This window comes from Nonomuraea sp. NPDC050786, assembly GCF_040654115.1.
In the GTDB taxonomy this organism is placed as follows: domain Bacteria; phylum Actinomycetota; class Actinomycetes; order Streptosporangiales; family Streptosporangiaceae; genus Nonomuraea.
This window is the reverse complement of record NZ_JBFAHJ010000011.1, coordinates 116,735-140,440: the sequence shown is the minus strand read 5'-3', so window position 1 is coordinate 140,440 and position 23,706 is coordinate 116,735. Positions and strand designations below refer to the sequence as shown.

Below are 23,706 nucleotides of genomic sequence, written 5' to 3'. Positions count from 1 at the left end.
CTCCGGAGGACGATCCATGACTTTCCGAACACTGACGGTCGACGACAACGATGAGATCGTGACGCTCGCCATTGACAGGCCCAGCGTGCTCAATGCCCTGTCCCGGCAGACCCTCACCGAGCTGCGGCGCTTCCTCACCGGCCTGACCGGCTTCCGCGGGATGATCCTCACCGGTTCGGGAGAGCGCGCCTTCGTCGCCGGTGCCGACATCCGGGAGATGGCGGCGATGACGCCGGAGGAGGGCGAGGAATTCGGCAGGCTGGGCCAGGAGGTCACCCGGCTGATCGAGGCGGCGCCGTTCCCGGTGATCGCCTGCGTGAATGGGTACGCGCTCGGGGGCGGGTGTGAGCTGGCCATGGCCTGCGACTACATCTACGCGACGGCGGACGCCGTATTCGGCCAGCCGGAGGTACGGCTCGGGCTGATCCCCGCCTTCGGCGGATGCGTACGACTGCAACGTCACGTCGGCCCCGGCCGGGCCAGGGAGATGATCTACACGGGCCGCAACGTCGACGCCGGGGAGGCCCTGCGGATCGGCCTGGTCAACCGAGTGTTCGTGACCAGGGAGGAGATGCTGAAGGCGGCGTACGAGTCGTTAGCGCTGGTCTCAGAGAACTCGCCGATCGCCGTGGCGTTGTGCAAGGAGGCCGTCAACGACGCGCGCGGCCGGGAGATCGGCGCCGCACTCGACATCGAGGCGCACGCCTTCCGCCGCACGTTCACCAGTGAGGACATGCGCGAGGGCACGCAAGCCTTCCTGGCCAAGCGGAGGCCCGTTTTCCCGGGAAAGTAACCCCCTACTCACATAGGTGTGGACATGACCGACGCGCATGCGGCACTCCTGCGGGCGCTGCACGACGAGCACGCGCCCGCGCTGTGGCGCTTCGTCGTCCGCCTGACCGGCGACAACCAGCTCGCCCATGACGTCGTCCAGGAGACGCTGCTACGAGCCTGGAAGAGTCCGGAGGTCTTCCACAAGGGTGAGACGGCGTCGCGCGCCTGGCTGTACACCGTGGCCAGGAACATGGTGATCGACCATAGCCGCAGCGCTCAGGTACGCCGAGAGGTCGGCACCGACCGGCTCCCCGAAACGTCCAGCGCCGACCAGGTAGACGCCACACTTGACGCCTGGCTGGTCACCGACGCCCTCGCGCAGCTGTCGGAGAACCACAGAACTGTCATCGTGCGCACCTATTATGGCGGCGAATCCGTCGCCGAACTCGCCGACAAGCTCGACCTGCCGCCTGGCACGGTGAAGTCGAGACTGCACTACGCTCTCAGGGCCCTGCGACTCGCGCTGCAGGAAAGGGGGGTTACCACCCATTGATGTCCTCAACGGATCCGTACGCCGAATGGGACGCGGCGTACATCTTCGGGGCCCTGTCACCCCGCGAACGACTCGAGTACGAAGAGCACCTGAGCGGATGCGCCGCCTGCTCGAAGGCGGTCGCCTCGCTCGCCGGCATACCCGGCATCCTCTCGGCCGTCCCCGCGGATCGCGCCCTGCAGCCGCCGCACGCCGACCCCTCGCCTGCCGAGGTGTCGGCGAGTCTGCTGCCCGAGCTGATGGCCGCCAGCCGGCGGGCCCGGCGGTGGGGCCGGATACGTGCCGGCGCGCTCGCCATCGCGGCGGCTCTTGCCGGGGTGATGGCCTCCCCGCTCCTGCCCGAGCGGCAGGAGGCCGCCCTGCCGATGCTGCAGACGATCCCCAGCCCTGTCACCGCCGAGGTGCGCGTCATCCAGGAACCCTGGGGCACCCGAGTGGAGGTGACCTGCCGTTACGCCGCGCCCGCCCACCCGGCCCCGCCCAAGACGTTCGAGTACGCCATGTACGTCACCGACCTCCTGGGCAGCAGCACCAGGCTGGCCACCTGGATGGCGTCGCCCGACACGACGACCATGCCCGTCGGCACGACCGGGCTGACCAAGAAGCAGATCAGGAGCATCGACGTCCGGCTGACCAAGGACGGGCGCATCCTGCTCGACAGGCACCTGTAGCAGCCGACACCGCGCGGAATCAGGCGCGTTTGGCCTTGCGCCAGGAGCGGTCGTAGAGCGTGGCGCTGTCGAGGGTTGAGGGGCCGCCCTCGTCGCCCAGCGTAGGACCGTCGACCGTTTTGCGGCTGGACATGAAGCGGTGTTTGCCGGTGGAGTCGATTCCCAGATAAATGCCGACGTGGTCGAGGGCTGTGCCGTCGTCCGTGCTGGCATCCCAGAACAGCAGGTCGCCCGTCTGCAGATCCGCGTAGGAGGTGGGTTTGGCCGTGCCACCGTCGATCACAGTGACCCCTGGGGCGTTCTCGTCGGCCATTTGTACGGCTCGGCGGGGAAGGGCGGACTTGCTCAGCGTGCCGCCGATGCCCAGGGGGTAGCCCCCGCGGTAGCCAAGGACCATTCTGACGAAACCGGAACAGTCCAGCGATTCCTTCTGCCGGGCTTCCGGGGGATCGATCCTGTCGTCGTAGGTCCATGCGAGGCCGAGGTAGTCGTTGAAGTCTGAGCCCTCTTCCCGGGTGCCGTCCGGGAGCAAGGGACCGTAGTGGGCGTCGCCTGCGTAGCGCAGGCCGTCGCGGACCTTGGCAGGGGCGTCCGCGAGGTACTGCGTGGCGATGTCCAGCAGATCCTCGTCGGTCCTGGCGATGTTCTCCGCCGGCCATGAGGCCGCCCATGGCGCCGAGGGTGACCACGGGCCGGGTAGCAGGCGGACCCAGGCCCGGGTCGAGACGGTCGCCTCGGTGGTCGGCTCGGCGAACTTGCGTTGCGGGCCGTAGGTGACGGCGGTTCGGGCGCCTTCTGTGAGGACAGCGCCGACCCGGCCTTGGCTGTAGTAGAGGCTCTGGCCGGATTTGCCGGAGGTGTAACCAGTGAAGGACTGGCCCGGCGAGCAGGCGGTGGCGTCGGCGAACAGGGTGGTGAAGGAGGCGAATCCTTCTTTCAGCGGGCGGCGGTCCTGCCAGACCGGTGCCCCGGCCAGGGGATCGGCATGGTGGTGCCACCACATCCGGCCGGACGCGTCGAGCGCGTAGATGACTCCTGCCCCGGCGCCGGACGGGCTGCGGCGAGCCTCCCAGCCCTCGCCGGTGACCAGTCCCGTGCCCGGGCCGAAGGCGGTGCCGCCTGCGACCGGGTCGGTGTGGTCGTACCAGCGGACGTGTCCCTTGGTGTTCACGCCGTACAGCGTGCCGTCGCGGCCGGTCATCAGGGTGGTGATCGACGTCCAGCCCGAGCGGATGACCTTGCCGCTTCCCGGCGCCCACTGGGCCGCGCCGGTTGTCGGCGAAAGGTGGCGGTACCAGTGCAGGTCTCCGGCCTTGTCGAGGGCGTAGATGACCCCGGCGCCGGCCGACACGATGTCCACGAAGTCGCCCCAGCCGTGGCCGATGACCGTGCGCTCGCCGGGAGCCCAGCCGCGCTCTCCGGTCGCCGGATCCAGGTGTCGGTACCATTTCAGGTCTCCGTCGCCGTCGACCGCGTAGATCACGCCGTTGCCGCCGGAGAACACCTTGGCCAGCGTGTTCCAGCCGTAGCCGATCTCCTTGCCGCTGTCGGCGGCCCAGGAATCCTCGCCGGAGGCGCCGGCGCGGTGGCCGTACCAGCGCAGTTTTCCCTCAGCATCGATGCCGTACACCGGTACGACCGCCGAGCAGGTCAGGGCGGAGGCGGCCAGAGCCGGGCGCGGATCGGCTGCGGAGAGAAGGGAGGCTCCGACGATTCCGGCGGTCAGGAGGGCCAGTTGCGTACGGAGCATGTCCACGACCTTCTTTCGATCTCACGCCGAGACGGATCGCGCCCCCGTCGACGCCGCGGGCCTGATCGTAGGAAAAATGATCTCATGGATGTCGCTCTTCCCGCCGCGGCAGTCGGCACAGCTGTGCACACACGCCACGGCCGCGGATGTCCATCGCTGTTCCTGATCATCAGGACGCCGGCATCGGCCCTGCAGTACTCTCTCAGCGTTTGATCTTGAGGGTAGGCGCGAGCTCTGGCCACAGCGGCGATGGCCGGCGGTCGAGTGCGCCAAGGCTGGCCGAACCTGGAGGAGAACAGGAATGCGAAGAACCTGGCCGGTGGCGCTGGTGGCCCTCGCCACGGTCGTCATGGGCGGCGCGACGCCGGCGAGTGGCGACGCGGTCGATTCGGCAACCGCGACGGCGACGGCAGCGGTCTGCGGCAGCTCGTCGCTGAACGGCCCGACCACACCGCCCTCCGGCGCGGTCGTGGTCCCTGCGGGCGACAACAGCGGTGTGGACTTTCGCAAGGCGAACACCACGTACTACTTCGAGACCGGCACGCACACGCTGGGCACCGACAAGTACTCCCAGATCATGCCCGGCAACGGCGCGACGTTCGTCGGCGCGCCCGGCGCGGTACTGGACGGGCAGCGGCTGAACCTGTTCGCGTTCACTCAGCAGGCGACCGGCGTCACGATCCGGTACCTGACCATCACCGGGTTCGTCGCGCCGAAGGATCAGGGTGTGGTCAACCACGACTCCGGCGACGGCTGGGTCGTGGAGCACAACACGATCCGCAACAACGCCGGCGCGGGGCTGATGGCCGGGGCCACGAACAAGATCCGTGGTAACTGCTTCAAGGACAACGGGCAGTACGGCCTGAACGCGTACAAGGGCGGCAACACCATCACCGGCCTGGTCGTGGCGGACAACGAGTTCACCGGCAACAACACCGATGACTGGGAGCACCAGGAACCTGGGTGCGGATGTACCGGTGGCATGAAGTTCTGGGCGGTGAACGGTGCCGACGTGACCGGCAACTGGGTCCACGGCAACCACGGGCCGGGCATCTGGGCGGACACCAACAACAACGACTTCCTCATCGAGGGCAACCTCATCGAGGACAACGAGTCGCTCGCGATCTTCTACGAGATCAGCTACAACGTCGTGATCCGGAACAACACCATCCGCCGCAACGCCTGGGCCTCCGGTGCCGAGCGGGCGGCGAAGGGCGACCCGTTCCCCGAAGCGGCGATCTACCTGTCCGAGGCGGACGGTGAGCCCCGCCTGAAGGCGCGGACCAGCAAGATCGAGATCACCGGCAACCTGCTCGAGAACAACTGGGGCGGGATCACCGCGTGGGCGAACGCCGACCGGTTCTGCAACAGCCCGGCCTCGACGACCAGAGACTGCACGCTGATCGTCGGACCGACCAACACGTCACAGTGCTCGGCTCCTGCCATCGCCGGCGAGCCGCTCTACACCGACTGCCGCTGGTGGACGAAGAACGTCGACATCCACCACAACACGTTCGCCTTCGACCCCAGTGCCGTCAAGGGCGGCTGCCCGACGCAGTACTGCGGGCACATGGCCCTGCTGTCCAACTGGGGTACGTACCCGGACTGGTCCCCGTACAAGGGCGCCGTGATCCAGCAGTCGATCGTCCACGGGTCGCACAACTCCTGGCACGACAACACCTACACGGGACCGTGGCAGTTCAGGGTCTCCGACATGGGCAATCGCATCGTGCCCGGGCTGTGGGTCGGCCCCCAGTACGGCCAGGACGCCGGCAGCACGTTCGACGGCGGCACGCCCGCCCCGCCGGCGGTCACCGAGCAGGACTTCGAGTCCGGCTCGACGACCTCGCCCTACACCCCGTGGTACGGGGCCGGCGTGGCGCACCAGACCGGCGGCGCGCATGGTGGCACGGGCTCGCTGCAGATGACCAGCGCCCAGGCGTCCGGCAGCGCGGTGGCGCTTGACAACTTCCCCGGATACAGCGGCGTGGTCGCCGGTACGAGCTACCACGTGTCGCTGTGGTACCGGGAGGCCGTGGCGACCATGCCTGCCGTCACGTGGAACGTGCGGTGGCGCGACGAGTCCGGCACAGTGCTGCGTACTGACGCCATCTCCCTGGCTCGGAAGACCGCCTGGACCGAAGCGGCCGGCACGTTCACCGCGCCCGCGGGCACGACCCGCGTCGACTGGACCTTTGTCTGGAACGCGAGCAGCGCCGGACCCGCGTTCCAGATCGATGATGTGGCGGTCCGTCCCGGGGCAGCTTAGGCGCCGGCGGCCTCCACGTTGCTCCAGATATCTGCTGATTTCAGTGGTTTGCAAGTGACACACTGCAGACTCTCCTCACCAACCACGCTGCCGTCGGCGTGGACGGCATGAAGGGAAGACATCATGCAGCTAGGCAAGAAGGTCACTGCCATGGCCGCTTGCGTCTTTGTGGCGAGCGGGGTGCTGGCTACGGCGTCTCCCGTAGCAGCTGTTGCGGCTACATCGGCTACTGCGGAGGCAAGTCACGCACGTTACTATTACGGTGCCATCGCTGTGGCGCCGAACGGCCGTAACGGCAGATCCTGGGACTATGGGACGCTGGCCGGCGCCAAACGGCGGGCACTGAAAGAATGCGGCCGCTCCAGCTGCAAAGTCCTTGTCACCTTCGTCAACGGGTGTGGCGCTGTCGCCTACAACGCCAGGAGAAACGTCTATTGGGGCGGCCGGGGGAGCACGCCCGCCAGGGCTAAGAGGAACGCCATAGCCAACGCGGGCGGCGGTCGCTGGATCGTCTATCAGTGCACCACGAGATAACGCCGGCACGGCAGTGGACCGTGTGTGAGGGCGGAGTAGGCGGACGTGCCACCGCCTGCTCCGTCCCGATCCGGGTTCCCCGCGCTCCGGCGGAGCTAGAGAAGCCCTCTGGAGGTGAACGCGGCACGTACGGCTGTCGCGGCAGGCTCGCCGCCGTGCCGCCGTGCCGCGTTCACCGTGGCCTCGGCCGCCGCCTTGAACGTGGTGTCCTTGGCGAAGTCGAACTGCGCGTCGATGATGACCGTGCTGCCCAGCGTGTCACCAAGCCTGCCGCGGATGTCGTACAGGGCTGATGACCAGATCTCGCCGTCCGCGTGCACCTCGCCGACCAGGTCCTCGGGGTAGTGCTTGGTGCCGTCCAGTCGGCGCAGGCAGTGCGGGGCCCTTGACGTGTAGGAGACCGAGTCCCAGTCGGCCACGCATGCCTCGGGCGTCCGCGTGGGTACGCCGGTCTTCCAGCTGCTGACGGCCACGGCGAGGTAGTCGCCGAAGGCCTCACCGATCGCGCCCGACTCCAGGGTCGTGCCGAAGCCGGTCACCTGGCCGTCCTGCACCGAGTGGCCGTACTCATGGACGATCACCTCGCCGTCCTCGGCGTCGTCCACGCCTCCCTTGCCGAGGGTGATGTTGGCCTTGTCGTCCCTGAAGAAGGAGTTGTCGCCGCCGTACTGGTTGATCCGCAGCTCGATCTGGCGCTGGTTCACCGGGCGCAGCCGGGAGCCGAAGCCCAGTGACTGGATGTACTGCTGGGCGGTGGTGACCCAGTAGTAGCCCATGACCTGCTCGAACTGGTCACTGTCGCGATGCCAGGCCGGGAAGGCTCCGTTCACTGCCTCGGCGGCCTTGCCGGTCTCGCTCTTGACCCTGACGTAGCGCCCGGTGAGAGTGCCGGAGCTGTCCAGGCCGGTGAGGGTGACGGTGCGGTACGCCGGGGCGAAGGCCGCGCCGTCGCGGTCGTGGTCGTCGGCGAGGGACTCGTCGCCCGTGCCCTGGACCGCGTTGGGGTAGAAGACGGTGGCGGTCGGATCGGTCGTGGCCTGGGCGGTGCCCGGCGCGAGGAGCGCCGTGATGGTGCCGACCGCCAGGCAGGCCGCAGTCAAACGACGTTGGGGGGTGCTCACCGTAGATCCTCCAATTAGTGGGATTCGGTGAACTTACGGGATTTATGATCCTTTTGTCACCCCCTGTGTCGGTACGGCAACGTATGTCCCTCGTCCTGATCGCATCGACTCCCCGCTTAGGGACACGGCGCCGCGGGAATGGCACCTTCTGGCCTATGGGGCGCCGAAGGGAAGGCACTCCTCCTGGCCGGCCGGATGTACTGCCCCCGGCGTGCCACCCGATGTGACAGGAGGCTTCCCCGTGAACCCCACCATGTCCGTGAGCGAAGCCGGGCTAACGTTCGCCAGGCCCGCCGCGTACACCGACGAGACCCGCCTGCACGAGGCACTCGCGCTGCTGCGCCGTGAATCCCCCGTCCACCGCGTGGAGGTCCCGGGATACAACCCGTTCTGGGCGGTCACCCGCCACGCCGACGTGCTGGAGATCGAGCGGGACCACACCCTGTGGCTCAGCGCCCCGCGCCCCGTGCTGAGGACCGCGGACCTCGACGCCGCACTCGAAACGCGCCGGGCGCGGGGGACCGCGCTCAGGAGCATCGTCCACATGGACGATCCGGAGCACCGCGTCCTGCGCGCCGTCGGGGCCGACTGGTTCCGCCCCAAGGCCATGCGCGCCCTGGAGGTGCGGGTCCGAGAGCTCGCCCGCCTGCACGTGGACCGGATGGCAGAGTACGGAGGCGCGTGCGACTTCGCCCGCCAGGTCGCCGTGCACTATCCGCTCTACGTCATCCTCACCCTGCTGGGCCTGCCCGAGTCGGACTTCCCCCGCATGTTGCTGCTCACGCAGGAGCTGTTCGGCCAGCACGACGAGGAGACCGGGCGCGGCGGCAGCCCGCAGGGCCACACCTCCGTGCTGGACGACCTCTTCGCCTACTTCCACGAGCTGACGGCCGAGCGCAGGGCCAGGCCGACCGGCGACCTCGCCTCGGAGATCGCGGGCGCCCGCATCGACGGCCGGCCGCTGGACGACAACACCGCCGCCTCCTACTACATCCTCATCGCCACGGCCGGGCACGACACCACCAGCTCCACCATCGCGGGCGGCCTGGAGGCGCTCATCCGGCACCCGGACGAGCTGCGGCGACTGCGGGACGACCCGGGCCTGCTGCCGACGGCCGTCGAGGAGATGATCCGGTGGGTGAGCCCGGTGAAGCAGTTCATGCGCACCGCCTCCGCTGACACCCAGGTCAACGGCACGCCCATCAGGAAGGGCGAGTCTGTGCTGCTGTCGTACCCGTCGGCCAACAGGGACGAGCAGGTCTTCGCCGACCCGTTCCGCTTCGACGTCGGCCGCGACCCCAACAGGCACCTGGCCTTCGGCTCCGGCGTCCACTACTGCCTGGGCGCAGCGCTCGCCCGCATGGAGATCCGCGCGCTCTTCGCCGAGCTCGTCCCCAGGCTGGCGAGCGTCGAGCTCGACGGCGAGCCCGTGTGGACCGCCACCACATTCGTCGGCGGACTCAAACGGCTCCCCATCCGCTACGTCATGAAGGACGGCTGAGCGTTCCGACTCGGCGAGACGGCCGACTGCGTGGACCGGCCGTCCGGATCCTTTCCGCGTCGTCAGCCACCGGGCGAGGGCAGCTTCCAGGTGTTCCCGTTGCATACCCGGCCCTGATAGCGATACTGCCGGCCGCTGTCCGACGTGGCGGTGAACCGGTCGCCCTGCGACTGTTCGCAGTAGCCCTCGGGAAGCGCTGTGGCTGTCATACGACCGGGCGGCAACGTGGCGTAGACGGCGTCGTTCCACTTCACCACCACCGTCTCGTCGGTTTCGTTGACGACCCTGAACAGCTCGCCAGGACCGATCTGGCAGGCGGACAGGGTGAGCAGAACCAGGAGTCCCGCCGCTGCCCGCACACGCGCCGGCACGCTCATTCGGATGGCCTCCTAGGGGACGGCCTGACAGGAGCACGGCGCGCTCCTGTCAGGCGGCGTTCACGGTGTCTTGGGGGTGAAGAAGGCCGTGACCGGCACATCGATGAATCGCGGGTACTGATTGCCAGGGAAGTAGTAGCCACGCGTCCAGCAACTCGCCTTCACGGCGCTGGTTCCGACCGTGTAGGCGATGGAGATCTTGCCGGGGTCGTTCAGCGCATACGGCTGGATCCTGGCGCCGTGGACGGTGGCGTACTTGGGGCTGGTCTGCGTCTCCGGCGGCGTGTAGAGATCGATCTGCTGCGTCCCGAATCCCCAGGGAGTCAGGGACGCCACCGCGACGATCTTGCCTGGCGCCTGAGACGCGGGGCGGGCACCCGCGTCACCGCCATGGCCTCGCCCAAGGTGACCAGCTCACCCATCCGTGCCCCTTCGCCCGACGATCTCGATCAGCCGCCTGGCGCGGGCGGCCAGCGCTGCCATGTCACCGTCCGCGCAGGCGTCGCCCAACAGCGGCGAGCCCATCCCCACGGCCCGCGCCCCCGCCCGCAGGTAGCCGGGCACGTCCTCGATGCGGATGCCCCCCGTCGGCACCAGCGGGATCTGCGGCAACGGGGCCCGCACGTCCTTGACGTAGCCGGGGCCGCCCGCCGCACCTGCGGGAAAGACCTTGACCATGGCGGCCCCTTGCGACCACGCCTGCACGATCTCCGTCGGCGTGAACGCCCCCGGCAGGACGGGGACGCCAAGCCGCCGCCCTTCCGCGATCACCTCGGGCAGCACAGCCGGTGTGATCAGGTATCCGGCGCCGGCGTCCACGGCCTGGCGCGCCGAGGCCGCGTCGAGCACGGTGCCGGCCCCGACCGCCACTCCCTGGAGCCCGCCCCCGGCCGCCCATCGGATGGCCTCGGCCGCGCCGGGAGTCGTCATGGTGATCTCCATCGCGCGGACGCCGGTGCCGGCGAGGGTCTCCAGCGCGGAGCTGAGGTGGCGGGATTCGGCGGCTCTGATGATGGCGATGACGGGCAGAGCGGCCAGCGCCTCGTCCAGTGTGGTCATCGCTCGTCCTCGATGATCATAGTGCGGGGCGCCGGAGTGAGGGTTACCGAGCGCAGCTCCAGGACGGAGCCGCCGGGACAGGCGGTGGGCCGCACCCTGGGAGAGATGAACACGGGCGCGCCCTCGCTGAGCGGCAGCAGCCTCACCTCGATGCCGTGCTCCAGGATCTCCTCGCGGAAGCGGCGCAGCCCGATCTCCCAGGCCGGGCCGTACCAGAACTGGTCGGCCACCAGGCGGCCGCCGACGTAGCCCGGGCCCGCCTGCTTGACCTCCTCCACCTTCGCCTCCGGCCCCTGACCGGCAGGGGCGGGCGCCGGCAGCAGGCCGAACACGCCATCGGTCCGCGTCGCGGAGGCCGGAGCGGGGAAGATCCGCACGTCGGAGGAGCCCTGGCCGTAGACCACCACGCGGCCTTCCTCGATCACCACGGGCCGCTCGCTCAGCACCAGCCGGTGAGCACCCCAGAGCCGCCCCCGGGCTGCGGTCATGGCGCGGGCGGCGTCCAGTACCAGGACGGCCGCGCGTTCCCGCCACTCGGCCGCCGGGTAGCGGCCGTAGTGGAACTCTCCCATGATCGGGAACCCCGGCCTGCCTCGCCGGCTCAAGTGCTGGGAGCTCACGGTGATCGCGTCGGGCTGGTGGGGGAGATCGCCCAGCCGCAGGTGGCCTTCCACGGGCGGGGGAATCTGGCTCGGGACATCGAGTCGTCGCACAGCCGAACAGTAACTATAACTACGGCCCGGCCGGCCGGACGCCCCGGATGTGGTCGGCGCGGCCGTGACACAACCATGACATGGCGCTGACGGAGCGGGGACATGGTCGGCCGACAGTGGTGGGGCTGACCGGCGCCTGTTCCCTGGCGGGAGGTCCGGCTGTCTCCGTGCCACTGAGGGAAGGCTGGTTGATCGTGGCTGAACGCGTACGCGTGGCTGTGCTGGCGGGTGGGCCGTCCGCCGAGCACGAGGTGTCGCTGCAGTCGGCGCAGGCTGTGCTCGACGCTCTGCCGAGAGACCTGTACGAGCCCGTCGCCGTCATCATCGACCGGCAGGGCCGGTGGCCGGTGGAGCTGCGACGCGGTCTGGTGGACGTGGTCTTCCCCGTGCTGCACGGGCCGTTCGGCGAGGACGGCGTCGTCCAGGGCCACCTGGAGACGCTGGGCATCCCGTACGTGGGCTGCGGCGTCATGGCCTCTGCGGTGGCCATGAACAAGGTCGCGATGCGGCGCATGTTCTTGGCGGAGGACATTCCGGTCACCCCGCATGTGTGGTTCACCGAGCACGAATGGCGCACCACCACCGACCACTGGGGGCTGGTGAAGTCGCTCGACTGGCCGATGTACGTCAAACCGGCCAACATGGGCTCCTCCATCGGCATCTCACGTGTCACCTCCATGGAGGAGCTGCGCGCGGGCGTGGATCTGGCGCTGGCCTACGACCGGGTGGTCGTCCTCGAGCAGGGCGTGACCGCGCGCGAGCTCATCTGCGGCGTGCTCGGCGACCATGACACGCCGGAGGCCTCGGTGCCCGGCGAACTCCTCGTGCCCGGCGACTGGCTCGACTATGAGGCCAAGTACCTCAGCCAGGCCGAGATCGCCACCATCCCCGCCGTGCTGCCGGAACGGGTGGCCGAGGACGTGCGCGAGCTCTCCCTGCGCGCCTTCCGGGCGATCGGCGGCTACGGCCTGTCCCGTGTCGACTTCCTCTATGAGGAGGACACGGGACGTCTGTACGTGCTGGAGATCAACACCATGCCCGGCTTCACCTCGCGTTCCGTCTACGCCAGGGCCTGGGGCGCAAGCGGGGTCCCGTACCCGGAACTGCTGCGCCGCCTCATCGACCTCGCGTTCGCCAGGAGCGGTTCATGATCCACATGACGTTGAACGAGATCGCCCGGGTCGTCGGCGCAGACCTGCATGACGTGCGCGATCCGGAGGCGCCGGTGACGGCGCCCTCGGCGGTCGACTCACGCGAGGTGGTGCCCGGCGGCCTGTTCGCCGCGACGGTCGGCGCCCGCGTCGACGGTCACGACTACGCGGCCGGTGCCGTCGCGCGCGGCGCCGTCGCCGTGCTGGCCGCAAGGCCCGTCGGCGTGCCCGCCCTCGTGGTCGAGGACGTCCAGGCGGCGATCGGCCGGCTGGCCAGGCACCTGCTCGACCGCATCAGCCCGACCGTGGTCGGCCTGACCGGCTCCGTGGGCAAGACCACGACCAAGGACCTGCTGGCCCAGGTGCTCGAACGGCACGGGCCGACGGTCGCCACCGACAGGTCGTTCAACAACGAGCTCGGGCTGCCGCTCACCGTGCTGCGTGCCGATGCCACCACCCGATACCTGGTGCTGGAGATGGGTGCGGGCCGCAAGGGCGACCTGACGTACCTGACCGGGCTCGCACCGCCCCAGGTCGGGCTGGTGCTCAATGTCGGCACCGCACATGTGGAGCGGATGGGATCGGGGCCGGCCGACGTGGCCGAGGCCAAAGGGGAGCTGGTCGAGGCGCTTCCGGCGGACGGGTTCGCGCTGCTCAACGCCGACGATCCGTACGTCATGGGCATGGCCGGCCGCACCAGGGCCCGGATCCTGTTGTACGGCGGGTCGGCGGAGGCGCAGGTGCGAGCCGAAGACGTGCGGATGGACGACCGGGCGCGACCCGCGTTCGCGTTGGTGACGCCCGCCGGCCGCGCCTCGGTCCGGCTCGACCTCATCGGCGAGCACCAGGTGAGCAACGCCCTGGCCGCCGCCGCCGTCGCGACCGCACTCGGCCTGGGCGCCGCCGAGATCGCCGAGGGACTGAACACCGCACGGCGGCGCTCGGCGGGCCGGCTGGAGATCGTCGAACGACCTGACGGCATCACCGTCGTCAACGACGCCTACAACGCCAGCCCCGAATCCATGCGGGCCGGGCTGCGGGCGGTGAAGGCCCTGGCCGGCCCTCGTCGTACCGTCGCCGTGCTCGGCGCGATGGGGCAGCAGGGGGAGGCCTCCCGCGCCCGGCACGCGGAGATGGGCCGGCTCGTCGCCGACCTCCGATTCGACGTGCTGATCGCGGTCGGAGCGGGGGATCCGCTCGCGATGGCGTGGGCGGCGGCGTCCTCGAACCAGGGCGTGGCCGTCCATACCGTCGAGGACGTGGCCGAGGCCATCAGGCTGGCCACCGCCCTTCTCGAGCCGGGGGACGTGGTGTTCGTCAAGGCATCCAGCGAGATCGGGCTCGCTGCCTGCGCCCGTGCGCTGTCCGGCGCCTGACCAGCCTGCCGGCACAAGCCAGAGAAACGGAGTTTCATGCGCACTATCGGTCTCATCGGCGGGCTGAGCTGGGAATCGACGGTGATCTACTACCAGATCATCAACCAGCGGGTACGCGAGCGACTCGGCGGCAGCCATTCCGCCAACAGCCTCATCTGGTCGGTCGACTACACGACCGTCGAGGACCTCATCTTCGCCGACCGCTGGGACGAGGTGAGCACCTTGCTGACTGATGCGGGCGGGAAACTGGAGGATCTCGGCGCCGAGGTCCTGCTCGTCTGCAGCAACACCTTCAGCCGGGTCAGCGACGACGTGGCGCGGGCCGCGAGCGTGCCCGTGCTGCACATCGCCGACGCCGTGGGCGCGGAGGTCCGCGCCAGGGGGATGCGCAAGGTCGGTCTCCTGGGCACCCGCTTCACCATGGAGGAGTCCTTCTACCGGGATCGGCTGGCCGCGCACGGCTTCGACGTGGTCGTCCCGCGGCGTGACCAGCGGGAGCTGGTCCATCGCGTGATCTTCGAGGAGCTGGTGCGCGGGGTGATCCGGGAATCGTCCAGGGACGCGTACGCCCGGATCATCGAGGATCTCGCGGCCGACGGCGCCGAAGGCGTCATCCTCGGCTGCACGGAGATCGAGCTGCTGATCGGCGAGAAGGACAGCGCCATCCCGGTGCTGCCGAGCGCCCGGCTGCACGCGGAGGCGGCGGCCGGCTTCGCGCTGGCCGACTGACGCGCTTGCGGTCGCGGGACCTCCGGCTACATCTGCTGCCCGTTCTCGCTCACGTAGCGCACGCCGGGGTGGGGCAGTCGTCGGGGTGGCGTGCCGCCGCTCTCCGGGCGGTGCTCGAAGTGCCACCACTCGTTGTCGTACATCCGGTAGAGGTCGTAGCGGGCGCCGTGCTCCTCCAGCCAGCGCGCGCCTTCATGGGGGCGTACGTCCAGCGCGATCCCCTTGACGTGGGGAGATTCCGCCGGTGGCAGCACGAGCATTCGTGCCGAGGCCGGGGAGCCGGTGCGGCGCACCTCATCGTCGAACATCCGTTGCTGGACAAGGGGATCGCGGTAACCCGAGGTGAGGCCGATGAGCTGGCCGTGCCGCCAGAGGGCCTCCGTGCGTGCCGCGGTGAACGCCGCCAGGGCGCCGTCGGTGAGCCCGGTGAGGTCCTCGGCGGGGAATCGCATCCATAACGCCCAGCGGCAGGCCAGTTCGCGGGCGCGGCGGGGATGACGGACGAACGCCGCGGGCAGCAGGAGCACGGCGAGCACCAGCGTGGCCGCGGCGAACAGCCGGTCCCGGGGCCGAGGTGGGATGGTGCGTGGTTCGCTCATGACGACTACGATTGGCGCCCAATGTGCGTGCGCCGTCCGCCGCATGTCACCGTTTGCCGACGGCGGCCGGCCAGCTCCCCAGACCGCCGCCGAGCTGGTCAGGCCTCCCGGGTCAGGAACTGGTGGAGGCTCCGGCAGGCCCGGGTCAGCGAGGTCGAACCGCGCTTGTTCGCGTGGGCGGCCACCTCGGGGATCTCTCCCCGCGCGCCGGCCCACGTGGCGATGTCGGTGGCCAGCACGACGGCGTCGATGTGCGGACGCCGGGCCCGCTCGCCCTCTCTCGGGAGGAAGACGGCCAGGAAGTGGCGCAGGATCGTCCACACCTCGGCGTGCGCGCCCTGCCTGGCGGCCAGCTCCAGCGAGGGCAGCGCGGGGCCGGCCTCGTAGCGGGTGCGACGGCCGAGCAGGCCCAGCAGGCGGCCCGTCTCGGCGGCGGGGAGCGCGCCCTTGGCCGCCAGCTGCAGCAGTGAGGGCACCGCGTCGTCGCCCTCCACGGTGAGGAAGTAGGCCAGCACCAGGGCCGTCGCCGGGCCGGGCGCGCCTTCGGCCAGGGTCAGGTTGCGGAGGTCGTCGATCGCGATGTCAGGCCGGTGGAAACGGTCGATCAGGCCGGTCGCCAGATGGGCCGCCGCGAGCTCCCGGTGGTGGGGCATCATGCCGGGCCAGAAGTGACGTGACACGCGATGGAAAGGGCGCGTCTCCGGCACGGTCAGCAGGGCGTCGAGGTCGGCGAGACCGGTGGGCTCCACGGGTTGCCAGCTCACGTTGGCGATGCCGCGCTGGTCGAGGAGATGGTCGTCGTAGGGCACGACACGGGAGCCCAGGTCGAGGGTCCAGGTCAGCTCCACCTCCGGAGGTGGGGGCGCGCCGCGCGCGAACCAGCGGGCCACCGCCGCGGCGGCCGCCGAGCCGATGCCCTTGGCGCGTGCGGCCAGGTCGGGAGCGGGATGGGGCGGGAGGCGCAACAGGGCCTGTGCCACGTCCAGCGGGAGCGGTTCGCAGCCGGAGTCCGCGCACACGGCCAGGCGGTCGAGCAAGGTCCCGGGATCGAGGTGTCCGTCGGCGCGGGTGGGGGTGGCCAGCAGGACCGGGGGCAGGGCGCCGGCCTTCGCCGCGCGCAGGAGTTCGTCGAGGCGGGACAGGAGGAAGGCGTGGGGGCGGGCGCACTGCCGCAGGCTGGGGAGACGGTCCCAGGAGGCGGGCGCAGGTCCCGCCTCCTGGTCGTGGAGATCGGCCTGGAGGTCGACCGTCCGCAGGAACTCCTCCTGCACGTAGTCGGGCAGCTCGTGGAGCGGGACGACCGTGCGGAGGCCCGGGAACAGCTGGAAGGCCGTGGCCGCGAGTTTCACCACGCCGTCGTACAGGGCCTGCCCGAGATCGCCGGACAGGCCGGGGAAAGGCGGCTCCTCGGAGCTCGTCTGCCTGTACGACGGACGCTGCCTCGGCGGACGGGACATGGGCGGCCCCGGATCTTCGCCGGGGTTGACCAGCTCCCTGGCCAGAGCGGTGCACCAGTCACGCGGGGAGTGCCACGTCTCCGCGTCGTAGAGCACCGGCCGCAGATGTTCGCCGAACCGCCGGGCCAGCGTTTCCTTCAGGGCATCCGGGTTCGTATGCGCTTGCCGCGTGACCGCCGCCAGCCACGCCTCGACCTCGATCCAGCCGATCGCCTCCGGCGGGCCGCTCTCCAGGCCGGAGGCGGGGAACGGGCCTGGGACGGTGACCTCGGGCAGGCGGCCGGGGGTGAAGTCGCCGGTCCAGCCCTCGATGAAGCGCTCGAAGAGCTGCCGGGCCGAGGCCGGGGGCAGCAGTTCGGCCGCCTCCAGGATCGGCGCGGGGTCGCTGAGGTGGTCGGCGTGCTCGAGGGTGAGGGTGACCGCGCGGTCGCGCACCTCGTGAGAGGCGTGCGCGTACGCGTTGGTCAGCGCGGTGACGTGGTCGGCCACCCGTTCCGGATGGTGGGCGAGGTCGCGGTCGAGCCAGGTGAGACCCTTCACGGCGAGCTTGGCCTCTTGGCGGAAGGTCATCGCCTCGATGGCCTCGGCGGCGTCCGCCGGGTCGAGCCGCGCCTGGCGCAGCTGCTGCCAGGCCAGCTCGGCCACCGGGGCCGGCGCGGTGGGCAGCAGGCGCAGGTAGTCGCGCAGCCGCCCGGCCGACTCTTCCGGCGTGGGCGCCACGAGCGTGTGCAGCCGGACGAAGAAGCGCAGGTCCTGCGCGTCGCCGCCGAGCAGGAAACGGCGCACGCAGCCGGTGATGATCTGCTCGCGCGGCAGCGTGCCGGCGGCCAGGGCCAGCAAGCGGGACGGCTTCGGGGTGAGCGTCTCGTTGACCAGCGCCCGGCCCGCGCCGGCCGCCTCGAAGATCTTCGGAAGCAGGTGGGGCGTCAGCGGGTCCTTGGCCACGGCTACCGCCGACAACCAGGCCGCCACCAGCGGCTCGTGGTCGGGTGGGGTGGCCTCGACGTCGCGCAGCAGAGCCAAGGCCAGCGGGACGATCCGGTCGTCGGGACGGCGGATGCGGCGCGTGAGCCGTACCGCCAGATCGGCACGCCAGGCCGCCGGGCGACCGGAGAGCGCCTTCACCAGCCGGTGCGGGCTCGGCGCGGCGGACCAGCGGGGATTGAGGTCGCGTTTCAGCAGCCAGGTGGCCGCCCCGGCCGGGCCGGGAATGGTCGCCGCGCCCACCATCATCAGCACCTCGGACAGGCCGGCGACCTGGTCGTCGGCGGTCCAGCCGAAGCCGGCGGCCGGCAGCGGGCTCTCGCGGAGCTCGGCGAGCAGGCCCGGCAGCTCGGCGGCGACGGTGGCCCGCTCAGCGTCGGTGAGCTTCGGCAACCGCAACGCCAGCCCCTCGGCGTCGTGGTTGAGCACGAGATGCCTGATCTCGGTACGGATGCCGTCAGAGGTCATGACGTGGCTCCGGTGAGCTGGGCGTGGAGGCGCTTGCACTCGTGGACGAAGCGGATCGTCCGGCGGCTGCGCGCGAACTCCGCGACGACCGGGATCTCCCCGCGCGCGCCGGTCCAGCGGGCCACGTCGGCGGCGAGGGCGACGAGTTCGGCGTGGGTCACGGTGATGCGCTGCCCCTCGCCCGGCAGCATCCCGGGCAGCAGGGCGCGCAGGATGCGCCACACCTCGTGGTGGCCGCCGGCATCGGCCAGCCCGGTCAGGGCCGCGATGGCGGGGCGCGTCTCCCGCCAGGTGCGGCGGAGCACCAGCGCGAGCTGGCGGCCGATCGCCTCGGCGGGCAGCTCGCCCCTGGCGGCCATGCTCAGGATCAGCGGGATCATGCCGTGCACGCCGCCGGCCAGGAGGAAGGCGAGGATCACCGCCGTGGACTCGCCCATCGGACCCTGGGCGATCTCCAGACCGGTGATCTCCGTCGGAGTCACCCACGAACCCCAGTGGCCGTACAGCAGGAAGGGCAGGAAGTTGACGGCCACGACCTCGCGGTGCGAGGGCAGTATGGCGGGCCATGCCCTGAGCGTGCCGCCGGACTCGTCGGCCCTCCAATCGAACGGCTGGCGCAGCAGCACCTCGTCGATCAGCCGATGGCCGGTCGGGGCCGTCACCCGCAGCACGGGCTGCAGCCTGACCTCGGTGAAGTGCTCCGGTTCGCCGTCGCCGAACTCCACCATGGACGCGTCGACCATGTGGCGCCACACGTGGCCGCACTCGGGGTCGACCAGGCCGTCACCGGCGAGCCAGCGGGCGGCCGAGCGCGCCGCCGCCGAGTCGATCTTGGCGGCCCGGTCGGCCGCGGCCGGTTGGCCGCCCCGGGGCAGCCGCAGCAGCGCCTGCGCCAGGTCGGCAGGGAGTGGCTCCACGCCGGCGGCGGCGCAGGTCTCCAGCCGGTCGATCAGCACGTCGGGGTCGAGGTGGCCGCTCATCCAGGTCGGCGTGGCCAGCAGCACCGGTGGCAGGACGCCGTTGCGGAGGGCCTCGGCGAGTTCCGCGTAGCGGTGCAGCAGGAAGTCGTGGGGCGGGGAGACGTGATCGGGGTGGGGCAGCCGGTTGCGCCGCCGCCACTCGCCATGCTCGGGCAGCTCGTTGGGCATGAAGGAACGCAGCCGGGGCGGGACGAAGACGACGGTCACCTCTACGAGCGGCTCGCCCGGGTTCGGCGGGGGCACCTGCTTCCCCGCCTGCATCGCCGCGATCCGCGCGGGGTCCACGCCGAGCTCGGCCATTTCCTCGTAGGCGCGGTCGAGGATGAACGAGGGCATGGCCTCCACGGAGTCGTCGTACAGGACGCCGGGCCTCGTCCGCGGCGGATGGTGGCGATCCGGCAGCTTGTCGTCGCGGATCTCCTCGTCATCCTCGGGGTCGGTGGGGGAGCCGTTCAGGTGGATCCGGCCCCCGGCGAAGGGGATCTGCCGGTCGCCCTCGTGGGCCACCGCCCCGTCCGGGCCGTCGTCGCTGGTCCAGGTGATGAAGAAGACGCGCATCGGGGCGTCGTCGTCGAGGTAGCGGCCCGGCCGGAAGAAGCCGCCCACGAAGAACCCCCGGGGCGACGGATCCGTGTCGGGCTCCTCGCCACGGGTGAGGGCGCGCACACTCACGGAGTGGTTCCCGGCGTCCCAGAACTTCTCCGGTTTGACCGGCGGGAGCTCCGGCACGCTGCCGGGGGTGACGAGCTCGGCGGAGAGCGCCGACTGCCAGTCGTCGGGGTCGAGGAGCACCTCCCTGGACCGCCAGTAGCCCTGGTCCTGCTCGCCGTGGGGCTTGAGCTGGCGGCGCAGTCGCGCCCGGTCGTCGGCGATCCCGGCGACGAAGGCCGCCAGCCAGCGCTCCCAACCGATCCAGCGCTCGTGGTAGGCGGGGGAGATGGACGGCTCGGGGAAGCGCCGCGCCTCCGGCAGTTCGGGCAGCGGCGGGAACTCCCTCCGCTCCAGCAGGTCCTCGACCGGGCTCTCCCCGCCGAACTGTCCGGCCACCTTCGCGCCCAGGTCGGCGGGGAGGTGGCGGACGCCGTCGAGGATCGCCTCGGCGTGGCCGGCGAACAGATCGGCGTGTTTGAGGGTCAGCTCGACCGCGCGGTTGCGCACGTCGAAGGACTTGTGCGCGTACGCCGTGGTCAGCGCGGTCACGAAGTCGGCGGCGGCCTCGGGCGTGGCCCGGATCGCCTGGTCGAGCCAGCGCAGGCCGGTGGCGGCGAGCTTGGCCTCGGCCCGGAAGGTGAGCGCGTCGACCGCCTCGACCAGGTCTGCGTGGTCGAGCGGCATCGCCGCGCGCACCTGCCCGGCGGCCAGCTCGGCGACCGTGCCCGGAGCCGACGGCAACAACCGCAGGTAGTCGCGGAGCCTCTCGGCCGACTCCTCTGGCGTGGGCGCCACGAGCGTGTGCAGCCGGACGAAGAAACGCAGGTCCTGCGCCTCGCCGCCGCGCAGGAAACGGCTCACGCAACCGTCGAGCACCTGCTCCCTGGGCAGCTTGCGGGCGGCGGCGGCCAGCCAGCGGGTCGGCCGGGGCTCCAGCCGCTCGTCACGGAGGGCGCGGCCCGCGCCGTCGGCGGTGAAGACACGAGGCAGCAGCACGGGGGTCAGCGGGTCACCGGCCACGCTCGGCGCGGCCAGCCAGGCGGCCACCAGCGGGTCGTGGTCGGGCGGCACGGCGCCGGACTCGCGCAGCAGCGCCACGGCCAGCGGCGCGATGCGGTCGGCGGGACGGCGTACCCGCTGGGCCAGCCGTACCGCGACATCGCGACGCCACTCCAGCGGGCGGGCGGCCGCCACCCGGCACACCTGGGCGACGTCGGGGTCCTCGGCCCAGCGGCGGTTGACGTCGCGGCTCGTCATCCACGTCACGGCGGCCGCGGGGCCGGTGATGACGCCGACACCGGTCAGCAGCAGCGCGCCGGCCAGTTCGTCGAGCAGGTCGCCGACCTCCCAGGAGACCAGCTCCTCGAAGTCGTCGGGATGCTCGGCGCGCACCTGCTCGGTGCGCGTGCGGCGCAGCTCCTTGACGAGGCCGGGCAACCGCCCGCCGAGCTCGGCGCGCTCCTCCTCGGTGAGCGTGACCAGCCGGTCGGCCAGGCGGGTGACCCGCTTGCGAGTGATCAGGTCGCAGATCTCCGTCCAGAGGGTCATCGGGAGACCTCCACGGCGGCGCGGGCGACGATCCGGGCGGCCAGCACGTGTTTGCACGGCCCGCGGGAGCCGCGATGGTCCCACCACCACTCGCAGGTGCAGGAGCCGTCGGCCAGCGAGACCCGGCGCGCGCCGCCCGAGGTGTGGACGGTGGCCGACTCGCCTTCGAGGCGCACGGCGCCCGCGTCGACGAGCTTGCGCGCCTTGGCCAGCCGGGGGTTGAGCAGGATCACGTTGTCCTTGTCATAGGGCAGCTCACGGTGGAAGTGGGCGGCCTCCGACAGGTCGTAGCCGACCCGCCCGGCGACGCCGAGCTGCGTCAGCGCGGCCCGCACCCGGTCGGCGGGGATGCCCGCTCGGTCGGCCAGCAGGCCGATCTCGATCTCGGGCTCGAAGTTGAGCAGCATGCCGACTACGTCGGCGTCGTTCTCGGCCTCGTCGGTGGCCAGGTCGTCGAGCACCGCGCCCTCGCCGGAGAAGCCGCGCCAGCGCTCGGGCGAGAGGGTCAGCGTGTAGCGCATGCCAGGAAGCTCCAGCTCCCAGGCGCTGGAGGCGGCGTCGGCCGGGCCGTACACCCGGAGGGACTTCGCGAAGCGAAGCAGCGGCAGGAGGGTGCCGAGCCGGTTGGGGCCGGCGAGCTGGACCGAGCCCGGAACCTGACGGTCGGAGAGCTTCAGGTCACGCCCCGCCTGCGCCACCCACACCGTGCCCCTCTTGGGCAGCCCGCGCAGGAACCGCACCGCCGCCATGCCGGTCAGCTCGCCGCGCTGGTCCATGCCCGAGGCGATGACCTGCACCTCGGCGAATCCGCGTAACCAGCGCTCGGGCAGCGGCACCTTCTTCTCCACCACCGCCCCGTCCATCGTGGTCACGACCAGTTCGTCGAGGCCCACCCCGAGGTGCAACGGGTCACGCGCGCCGATGCGCGCCAGCGCCTCCCGGAGCGGCGCGTTCACGTCGACGTTGGTGGTGCCCCGGTCGAACACCTCACCGTCGAGCGCGCCCTGCAGCAGGTCGAGCCGGGCGTACACCCCGCCACAGGCCGAGAACGACTCGAACCGCAACCGATCTCCGTTGCACGTCACCACCGGGTCCCGCACCCAGCCGGGGCGCGCCTGCGGTTGGTGGTAGCGGGCCAGCGCCACATCGGCGACGCCGAGCAGGCACGCCGCGGCGGGGGCCGCCTGGGTCACCACGCCGCTGAAGAACCGGGGGGCCACGGCGGGGCCGGACAGGGCACGTCCGCCGGAGGTCGCCAATCCGAGACGACCGTCGACGAGGGAGGAGGGCGCGGCGTACGTGTACGCCTGCGTCGCTGAAGTCATGGCCGGGACAATAGATCGCCCCACCGACAAACCGCCGGGGCTGCGTTGTGCGCTCCTTGTGACGAACCTGGGGGTTTCGACTGTGGCGGGTTAAGATCCATTTGTGACGGTTCACGACCGAAGCGCCTTCATCATCGGAGGCACGGGGCAGATCGGCCGGGCCACCGCCGCCCGGCTCACCGCGGCCGGGTACGCGGTGACCCTCGGGCACCGCCGGCTCCGTCCGGACGCCGCGGTGCCGGACGGGGCGGTGTCGGTCCAGGTCGACCGGAACGACACCGAGGCGCTGCTCCATGCCCTCGACGGCCACGATCTGGTCGTGGACACCGTCGCGTTCGCCCCGCACCACGGTGCGCAGCTCGCCCAGCTGGCCGGCCGCGTCGGCTCGCTGGTGGTCATCTCGACGGGAGCGGTCTACCAGGCTCCCGGCCTGCCGGTGCCGATCCCGGAGACGTGGCCGACGGTCGAGCGCGACACCCACGACTATGCGGCGGGGAAGGCGGCGCTGGAGCGCCTCCTGCTGGCGACGCCCGGCCTGCCGGTCAGCATCCTGCGGACGGGCGTGCTGCACGGCCCGTACGGCACCTCGCTGGATCACTGGTCCTTCATCAAGCGCGCGCTGGACAAGCGGCCGCACGTCGTGCTCGCCCAGGACGGGCGGAGCCGCTTCCCCACCTCGGCGGTCGCGAACGTCGCCGAGCTCATCCATCTGTGCGCGCAGCACCCGGCGGCCCGGGTCCTCAACGTCGCCGATGACCCGCTGACCGTCGCCGAGATCGGCGCCAGGATCTTCGCGGTCATGGGCCATGAGGCGGAGATCGTCACCTTCCCGGGCCCGTCGCGCCCCGACGGCCTGGGCTTCAATCCGTGGAATGTGCCGGAGCCGATCGTGTTCAGCATGGACAGAGCCCGTGCCGAGCTCGGGTACCGCCATGCCGTCTCCTACGACGACGCGCTGCGCCAGGACATCGAATGGGCGGTCGCCGCCGTCGCCGAAGCGGAGGCGGGCGGCGGAGGGTGGCAGGATGTCTTCCCTGATCTGATCGCTCGCCACGGCCCCGCCGTCTGGTTCCCCTATGCGGCCGAGGACGCCTATGTCGCCGGCGCGTAGGCGCC

At 71.0% G+C, this 23,706-nt stretch carries 20 protein-coding genes; 10 read left to right on the top strand and 10 right to left on the bottom strand.

The features are described from left to right. Positions 1–16 precede the first annotated feature (16 nt). From AB0H84_RS21945 to AB0H84_RS21935, 3 genes are read left to right on the top strand one after another with little or no spacing between them, the layout of a single operon-like run. A complete protein-coding gene (locus tag AB0H84_RS21945; protein ID WP_357606908.1) occupies positions 17–793 on the top strand; it encodes an enoyl-CoA hydratase-related protein in 777 nt (258 codons plus the stop codon). A 24-nt stretch (positions 794–817) separates the two neighbouring features. Then, the gene (locus AB0H84_RS21940) at positions 818–1,327 is read left to right on the top strand and encodes a sigma-70 family RNA polymerase sigma factor (protein ID WP_357606905.1); all 510 of its coding nucleotides are present in this window, start codon (positions 818–820) and stop codon (positions 1,325–1,327) included. Beyond that, complete coding sequence (locus tag AB0H84_RS21935; RefSeq protein ID WP_357606902.1) at positions 1,327–1,998, top strand: zf-HC2 domain-containing protein; 672 nt, start codon at positions 1,327–1,329, stop codon at positions 1,996–1,998. Before AB0H84_RS21940 ends, AB0H84_RS21935 begins: the two co-directional genes overlap by 1 nt. Positions 1,999–2,017: 19 nt before the next feature. On the opposite strand, the gene AB0H84_RS21930 is transcribed toward AB0H84_RS21935, so the two are convergent. After that, a complete protein-coding gene (locus AB0H84_RS21930) occupies positions 2,018–3,748 on the bottom strand; it encodes a tachylectin-related carbohydrate-binding protein (protein WP_357606900.1) in 1,731 nt (576 codons plus the stop codon). 301 nt (positions 3,749–4,049) lie between these two features. On the opposite strand from AB0H84_RS21930, the gene AB0H84_RS21925 reads away from it, so the two are divergent. Beyond that, on the top strand, positions 4,050–6,017 hold the full coding sequence (locus AB0H84_RS21925; protein WP_357606896.1) for a right-handed parallel beta-helix repeat-containing protein: 1,968 nt from the start codon (positions 4,050–4,052) through the stop codon (positions 6,015–6,017). A gap of 123 nt (positions 6,018–6,140) precedes the next feature. Next, complete coding sequence (locus AB0H84_RS21920; RefSeq protein ID WP_357606893.1) at positions 6,141–6,551, top strand: DUF4189 domain-containing protein; 411 nt, start codon at positions 6,141–6,143, stop codon at positions 6,549–6,551. Positions 6,552–6,646: 95 nt separating this feature from the next. Here AB0H84_RS21920 and AB0H84_RS21915 read toward each other — a convergent pair whose 3' ends face one another. Continuing rightward, positions 6,647–7,672: a M36 family metallopeptidase gene (locus AB0H84_RS21915; RefSeq protein ID WP_357606890.1), complete on the bottom strand. Its 1,026-nt coding sequence runs from the start codon at positions 7,670–7,672 to the stop codon at positions 6,647–6,649. Between the two features lie 241 nt (positions 7,673–7,913). On the opposite strand from AB0H84_RS21915, the gene AB0H84_RS21910 reads away from it, so the two are divergent. Beyond that, entirely contained in the window at positions 7,914–9,173 is a 1,260-nt protein-coding gene (locus AB0H84_RS21910; protein ID WP_357606887.1) for a cytochrome P450, read from the top strand. A gap of 62 nt (positions 9,174–9,235) precedes the next feature. Here the strand turns inward: AB0H84_RS21910 and AB0H84_RS21905 are convergent, their stop codons facing one another. From AB0H84_RS21905 to AB0H84_RS21890, 4 genes are all read right to left on the bottom strand, one after another. After that, a complete protein-coding gene (locus tag AB0H84_RS21905; RefSeq protein WP_357606884.1) occupies positions 9,236–9,550 on the bottom strand; it encodes a hypothetical protein in 315 nt (104 codons plus the stop codon). 60 nt (positions 9,551–9,610) lie between these two features. Then, positions 9,611–9,886 (bottom strand): hypothetical protein, encoded by a 276-nt coding sequence (locus AB0H84_RS21900; RefSeq protein ID WP_357606881.1) that lies wholly within the window; start codon positions 9,884–9,886, stop codon positions 9,611–9,613. Positions 9,887–9,964: 78 nt separating this feature from the next. Next, entirely contained in the window at positions 9,965–10,609 is a 645-nt protein-coding gene (locus AB0H84_RS21895) for a bifunctional 4-hydroxy-2-oxoglutarate aldolase/2-dehydro-3-deoxy-phosphogluconate aldolase (protein WP_357606880.1), read from the bottom strand. Continuing rightward, positions 10,606–11,322: a hypothetical protein gene (locus AB0H84_RS21890; protein ID WP_357606877.1), complete on the bottom strand. Its 717-nt coding sequence runs from the start codon at positions 11,320–11,322 to the stop codon at positions 10,606–10,608. The genes AB0H84_RS21895 and AB0H84_RS21890 overlap by 4 nt, the downstream gene beginning before the upstream one ends. 194 nt (positions 11,323–11,516) lie before the next feature. Here AB0H84_RS21890 and AB0H84_RS21885 point away from each other — a divergent pair, with 194 nt between their 5' ends. Genes AB0H84_RS21885 through AB0H84_RS21875 form a run of 3 tightly spaced genes read left to right on the top strand, consistent with a single transcriptional unit; the run spans position 11,517 to position 14,578 of the window. After that, positions 11,517–12,473: a D-alanine--D-alanine ligase family protein gene (locus tag AB0H84_RS21885; RefSeq protein ID WP_357607165.1), complete on the top strand. Its 957-nt coding sequence runs from the start codon at positions 11,517–11,519 to the stop codon at positions 12,471–12,473. Next, a complete protein-coding gene (gene murF, locus AB0H84_RS21880) occupies positions 12,470–13,849 on the top strand; it encodes a UDP-N-acetylmuramoyl-tripeptide--D-alanyl-D-alanine ligase (RefSeq protein WP_357606874.1) in 1,380 nt (459 codons plus the stop codon). Before AB0H84_RS21885 ends, murF begins: the two co-directional genes overlap by 4 nt. Positions 13,850–13,885: 36 nt before the next feature. After that, positions 13,886–14,578, top strand: a complete 693-nt coding sequence (locus tag AB0H84_RS21875; RefSeq protein ID WP_357606871.1) for an aspartate/glutamate racemase family protein — start codon at positions 13,886–13,888, stop codon at positions 14,576–14,578. A gap of 26 nt (positions 14,579–14,604) precedes the next feature. Here AB0H84_RS21875 and vanY-N read toward each other — a convergent pair whose 3' ends face one another. The 4 genes from vanY-N to AB0H84_RS21855 form a co-directional block, all read right to left on the bottom strand. After that, entirely contained in the window at positions 14,605–15,177 is a 573-nt protein-coding gene (gene vanY-N, locus AB0H84_RS21870; RefSeq protein ID WP_357606868.1) for a D,D-peptidase/D,D-carboxypeptidase VanY-N, read from the bottom strand. 98 nt (positions 15,178–15,275) lie between these two features. Further along, the gene (locus tag AB0H84_RS21865) at positions 15,276–18,086 is read right to left on the bottom strand and encodes a hypothetical protein (RefSeq protein ID WP_357606865.1); all 2,811 of its coding nucleotides are present in this window, start codon (positions 18,084–18,086) and stop codon (positions 15,276–15,278) included. Further along, the gene (locus tag AB0H84_RS21860; protein ID WP_357606862.1) at positions 18,083–21,265 is read right to left on the bottom strand and encodes a hypothetical protein; all 3,183 of its coding nucleotides are present in this window, start codon (positions 21,263–21,265) and stop codon (positions 18,083–18,085) included. The genes AB0H84_RS21865 and AB0H84_RS21860 overlap by 4 nt, the downstream gene beginning before the upstream one ends. Further along, positions 21,262–22,590, bottom strand: a complete 1,329-nt coding sequence (locus AB0H84_RS21855) for an SWIM zinc finger family protein (RefSeq protein ID WP_357606859.1) — start codon at positions 22,588–22,590, stop codon at positions 21,262–21,264. The genes AB0H84_RS21860 and AB0H84_RS21855 overlap by 4 nt, the downstream gene beginning before the upstream one ends. A 103-nt stretch (positions 22,591–22,693) precedes the next feature. Between AB0H84_RS21855 and AB0H84_RS21850 the strand changes: the two genes are divergently transcribed. Then, positions 22,694–23,701: an NAD-dependent epimerase/dehydratase family protein gene (locus tag AB0H84_RS21850; RefSeq protein ID WP_357606856.1), complete on the top strand. Its 1,008-nt coding sequence runs from the start codon at positions 22,694–22,696 to the stop codon at positions 23,699–23,701. Positions 23,702–23,706 lie beyond the last annotated feature (5 nt).

Bases quoted from the DNA above. Each gene is read 5' to 3' on its own strand.
- AB0H84_RS21940 (WP_357606905.1), top strand. From the start codon at position 818: ATGACCGACGCGCATGCGGCACTCCTGCGGGCGCTGCACGACGAGCAC.
- vanY-N (WP_357606868.1), bottom strand. From the start codon at position 15,177: ATGAGCGAACCACGCACCATCCCACCTCGGCCCCGGGACCGGCTGTTC.
- AB0H84_RS21875 (WP_357606871.1), top strand. From the start codon at position 13,886: ATGCGCACTATCGGTCTCATCGGCGGGCTGAGCTGGGAATCGACGGTG.
- AB0H84_RS21920 (WP_357606893.1), top strand. From the start codon at position 6,141: ATGCAGCTAGGCAAGAAGGTCACTGCCATGGCCGCTTGCGTCTTTGTG.
- AB0H84_RS21925 (WP_357606896.1), top strand. From the start codon at position 4,050: ATGCGAAGAACCTGGCCGGTGGCGCTGGTGGCCCTCGCCACGGTCGTC.
- AB0H84_RS21860 (WP_357606862.1), bottom strand. From the start codon at position 21,265: ATGACCCTCTGGACGGAGATCTGCGACCTGATCACTCGCAAGCGGGTC.
- AB0H84_RS21945 (WP_357606908.1), top strand. From the start codon at position 17: ATGACTTTCCGAACACTGACGGTCGACGACAACGATGAGATCGTGACG.
- AB0H84_RS21855 (WP_357606859.1), bottom strand. From the start codon at position 22,590: ATGACTTCAGCGACGCAGGCGTACACGTACGCCGCGCCCTCCTCCCTC.
- murF (WP_357606874.1), top strand. From the start codon at position 12,470: ATGATCCACATGACGTTGAACGAGATCGCCCGGGTCGTCGGCGCAGAC.
- AB0H84_RS21905 (WP_357606884.1), bottom strand. From the start codon at position 9,550: ATGAGCGTGCCGGCGCGTGTGCGGGCAGCGGCGGGACTCCTGGTTCTG.
- AB0H84_RS21930 (WP_357606900.1), bottom strand. From the start codon at position 3,748: ATGCTCCGTACGCAACTGGCCCTCCTGACCGCCGGAATCGTCGGAGCC.
- AB0H84_RS21895 (WP_357606880.1), bottom strand. From the start codon at position 10,609: ATGACCACACTGGACGAGGCGCTGGCCGCTCTGCCCGTCATCGCCATC.
- AB0H84_RS21935 (WP_357606902.1), top strand. From the start codon at position 1,327: ATGTCCTCAACGGATCCGTACGCCGAATGGGACGCGGCGTACATCTTC.
- AB0H84_RS21865 (WP_357606865.1), bottom strand. From the start codon at position 18,086: ATGACCTCTGACGGCATCCGTACCGAGATCAGGCATCTCGTGCTCAAC.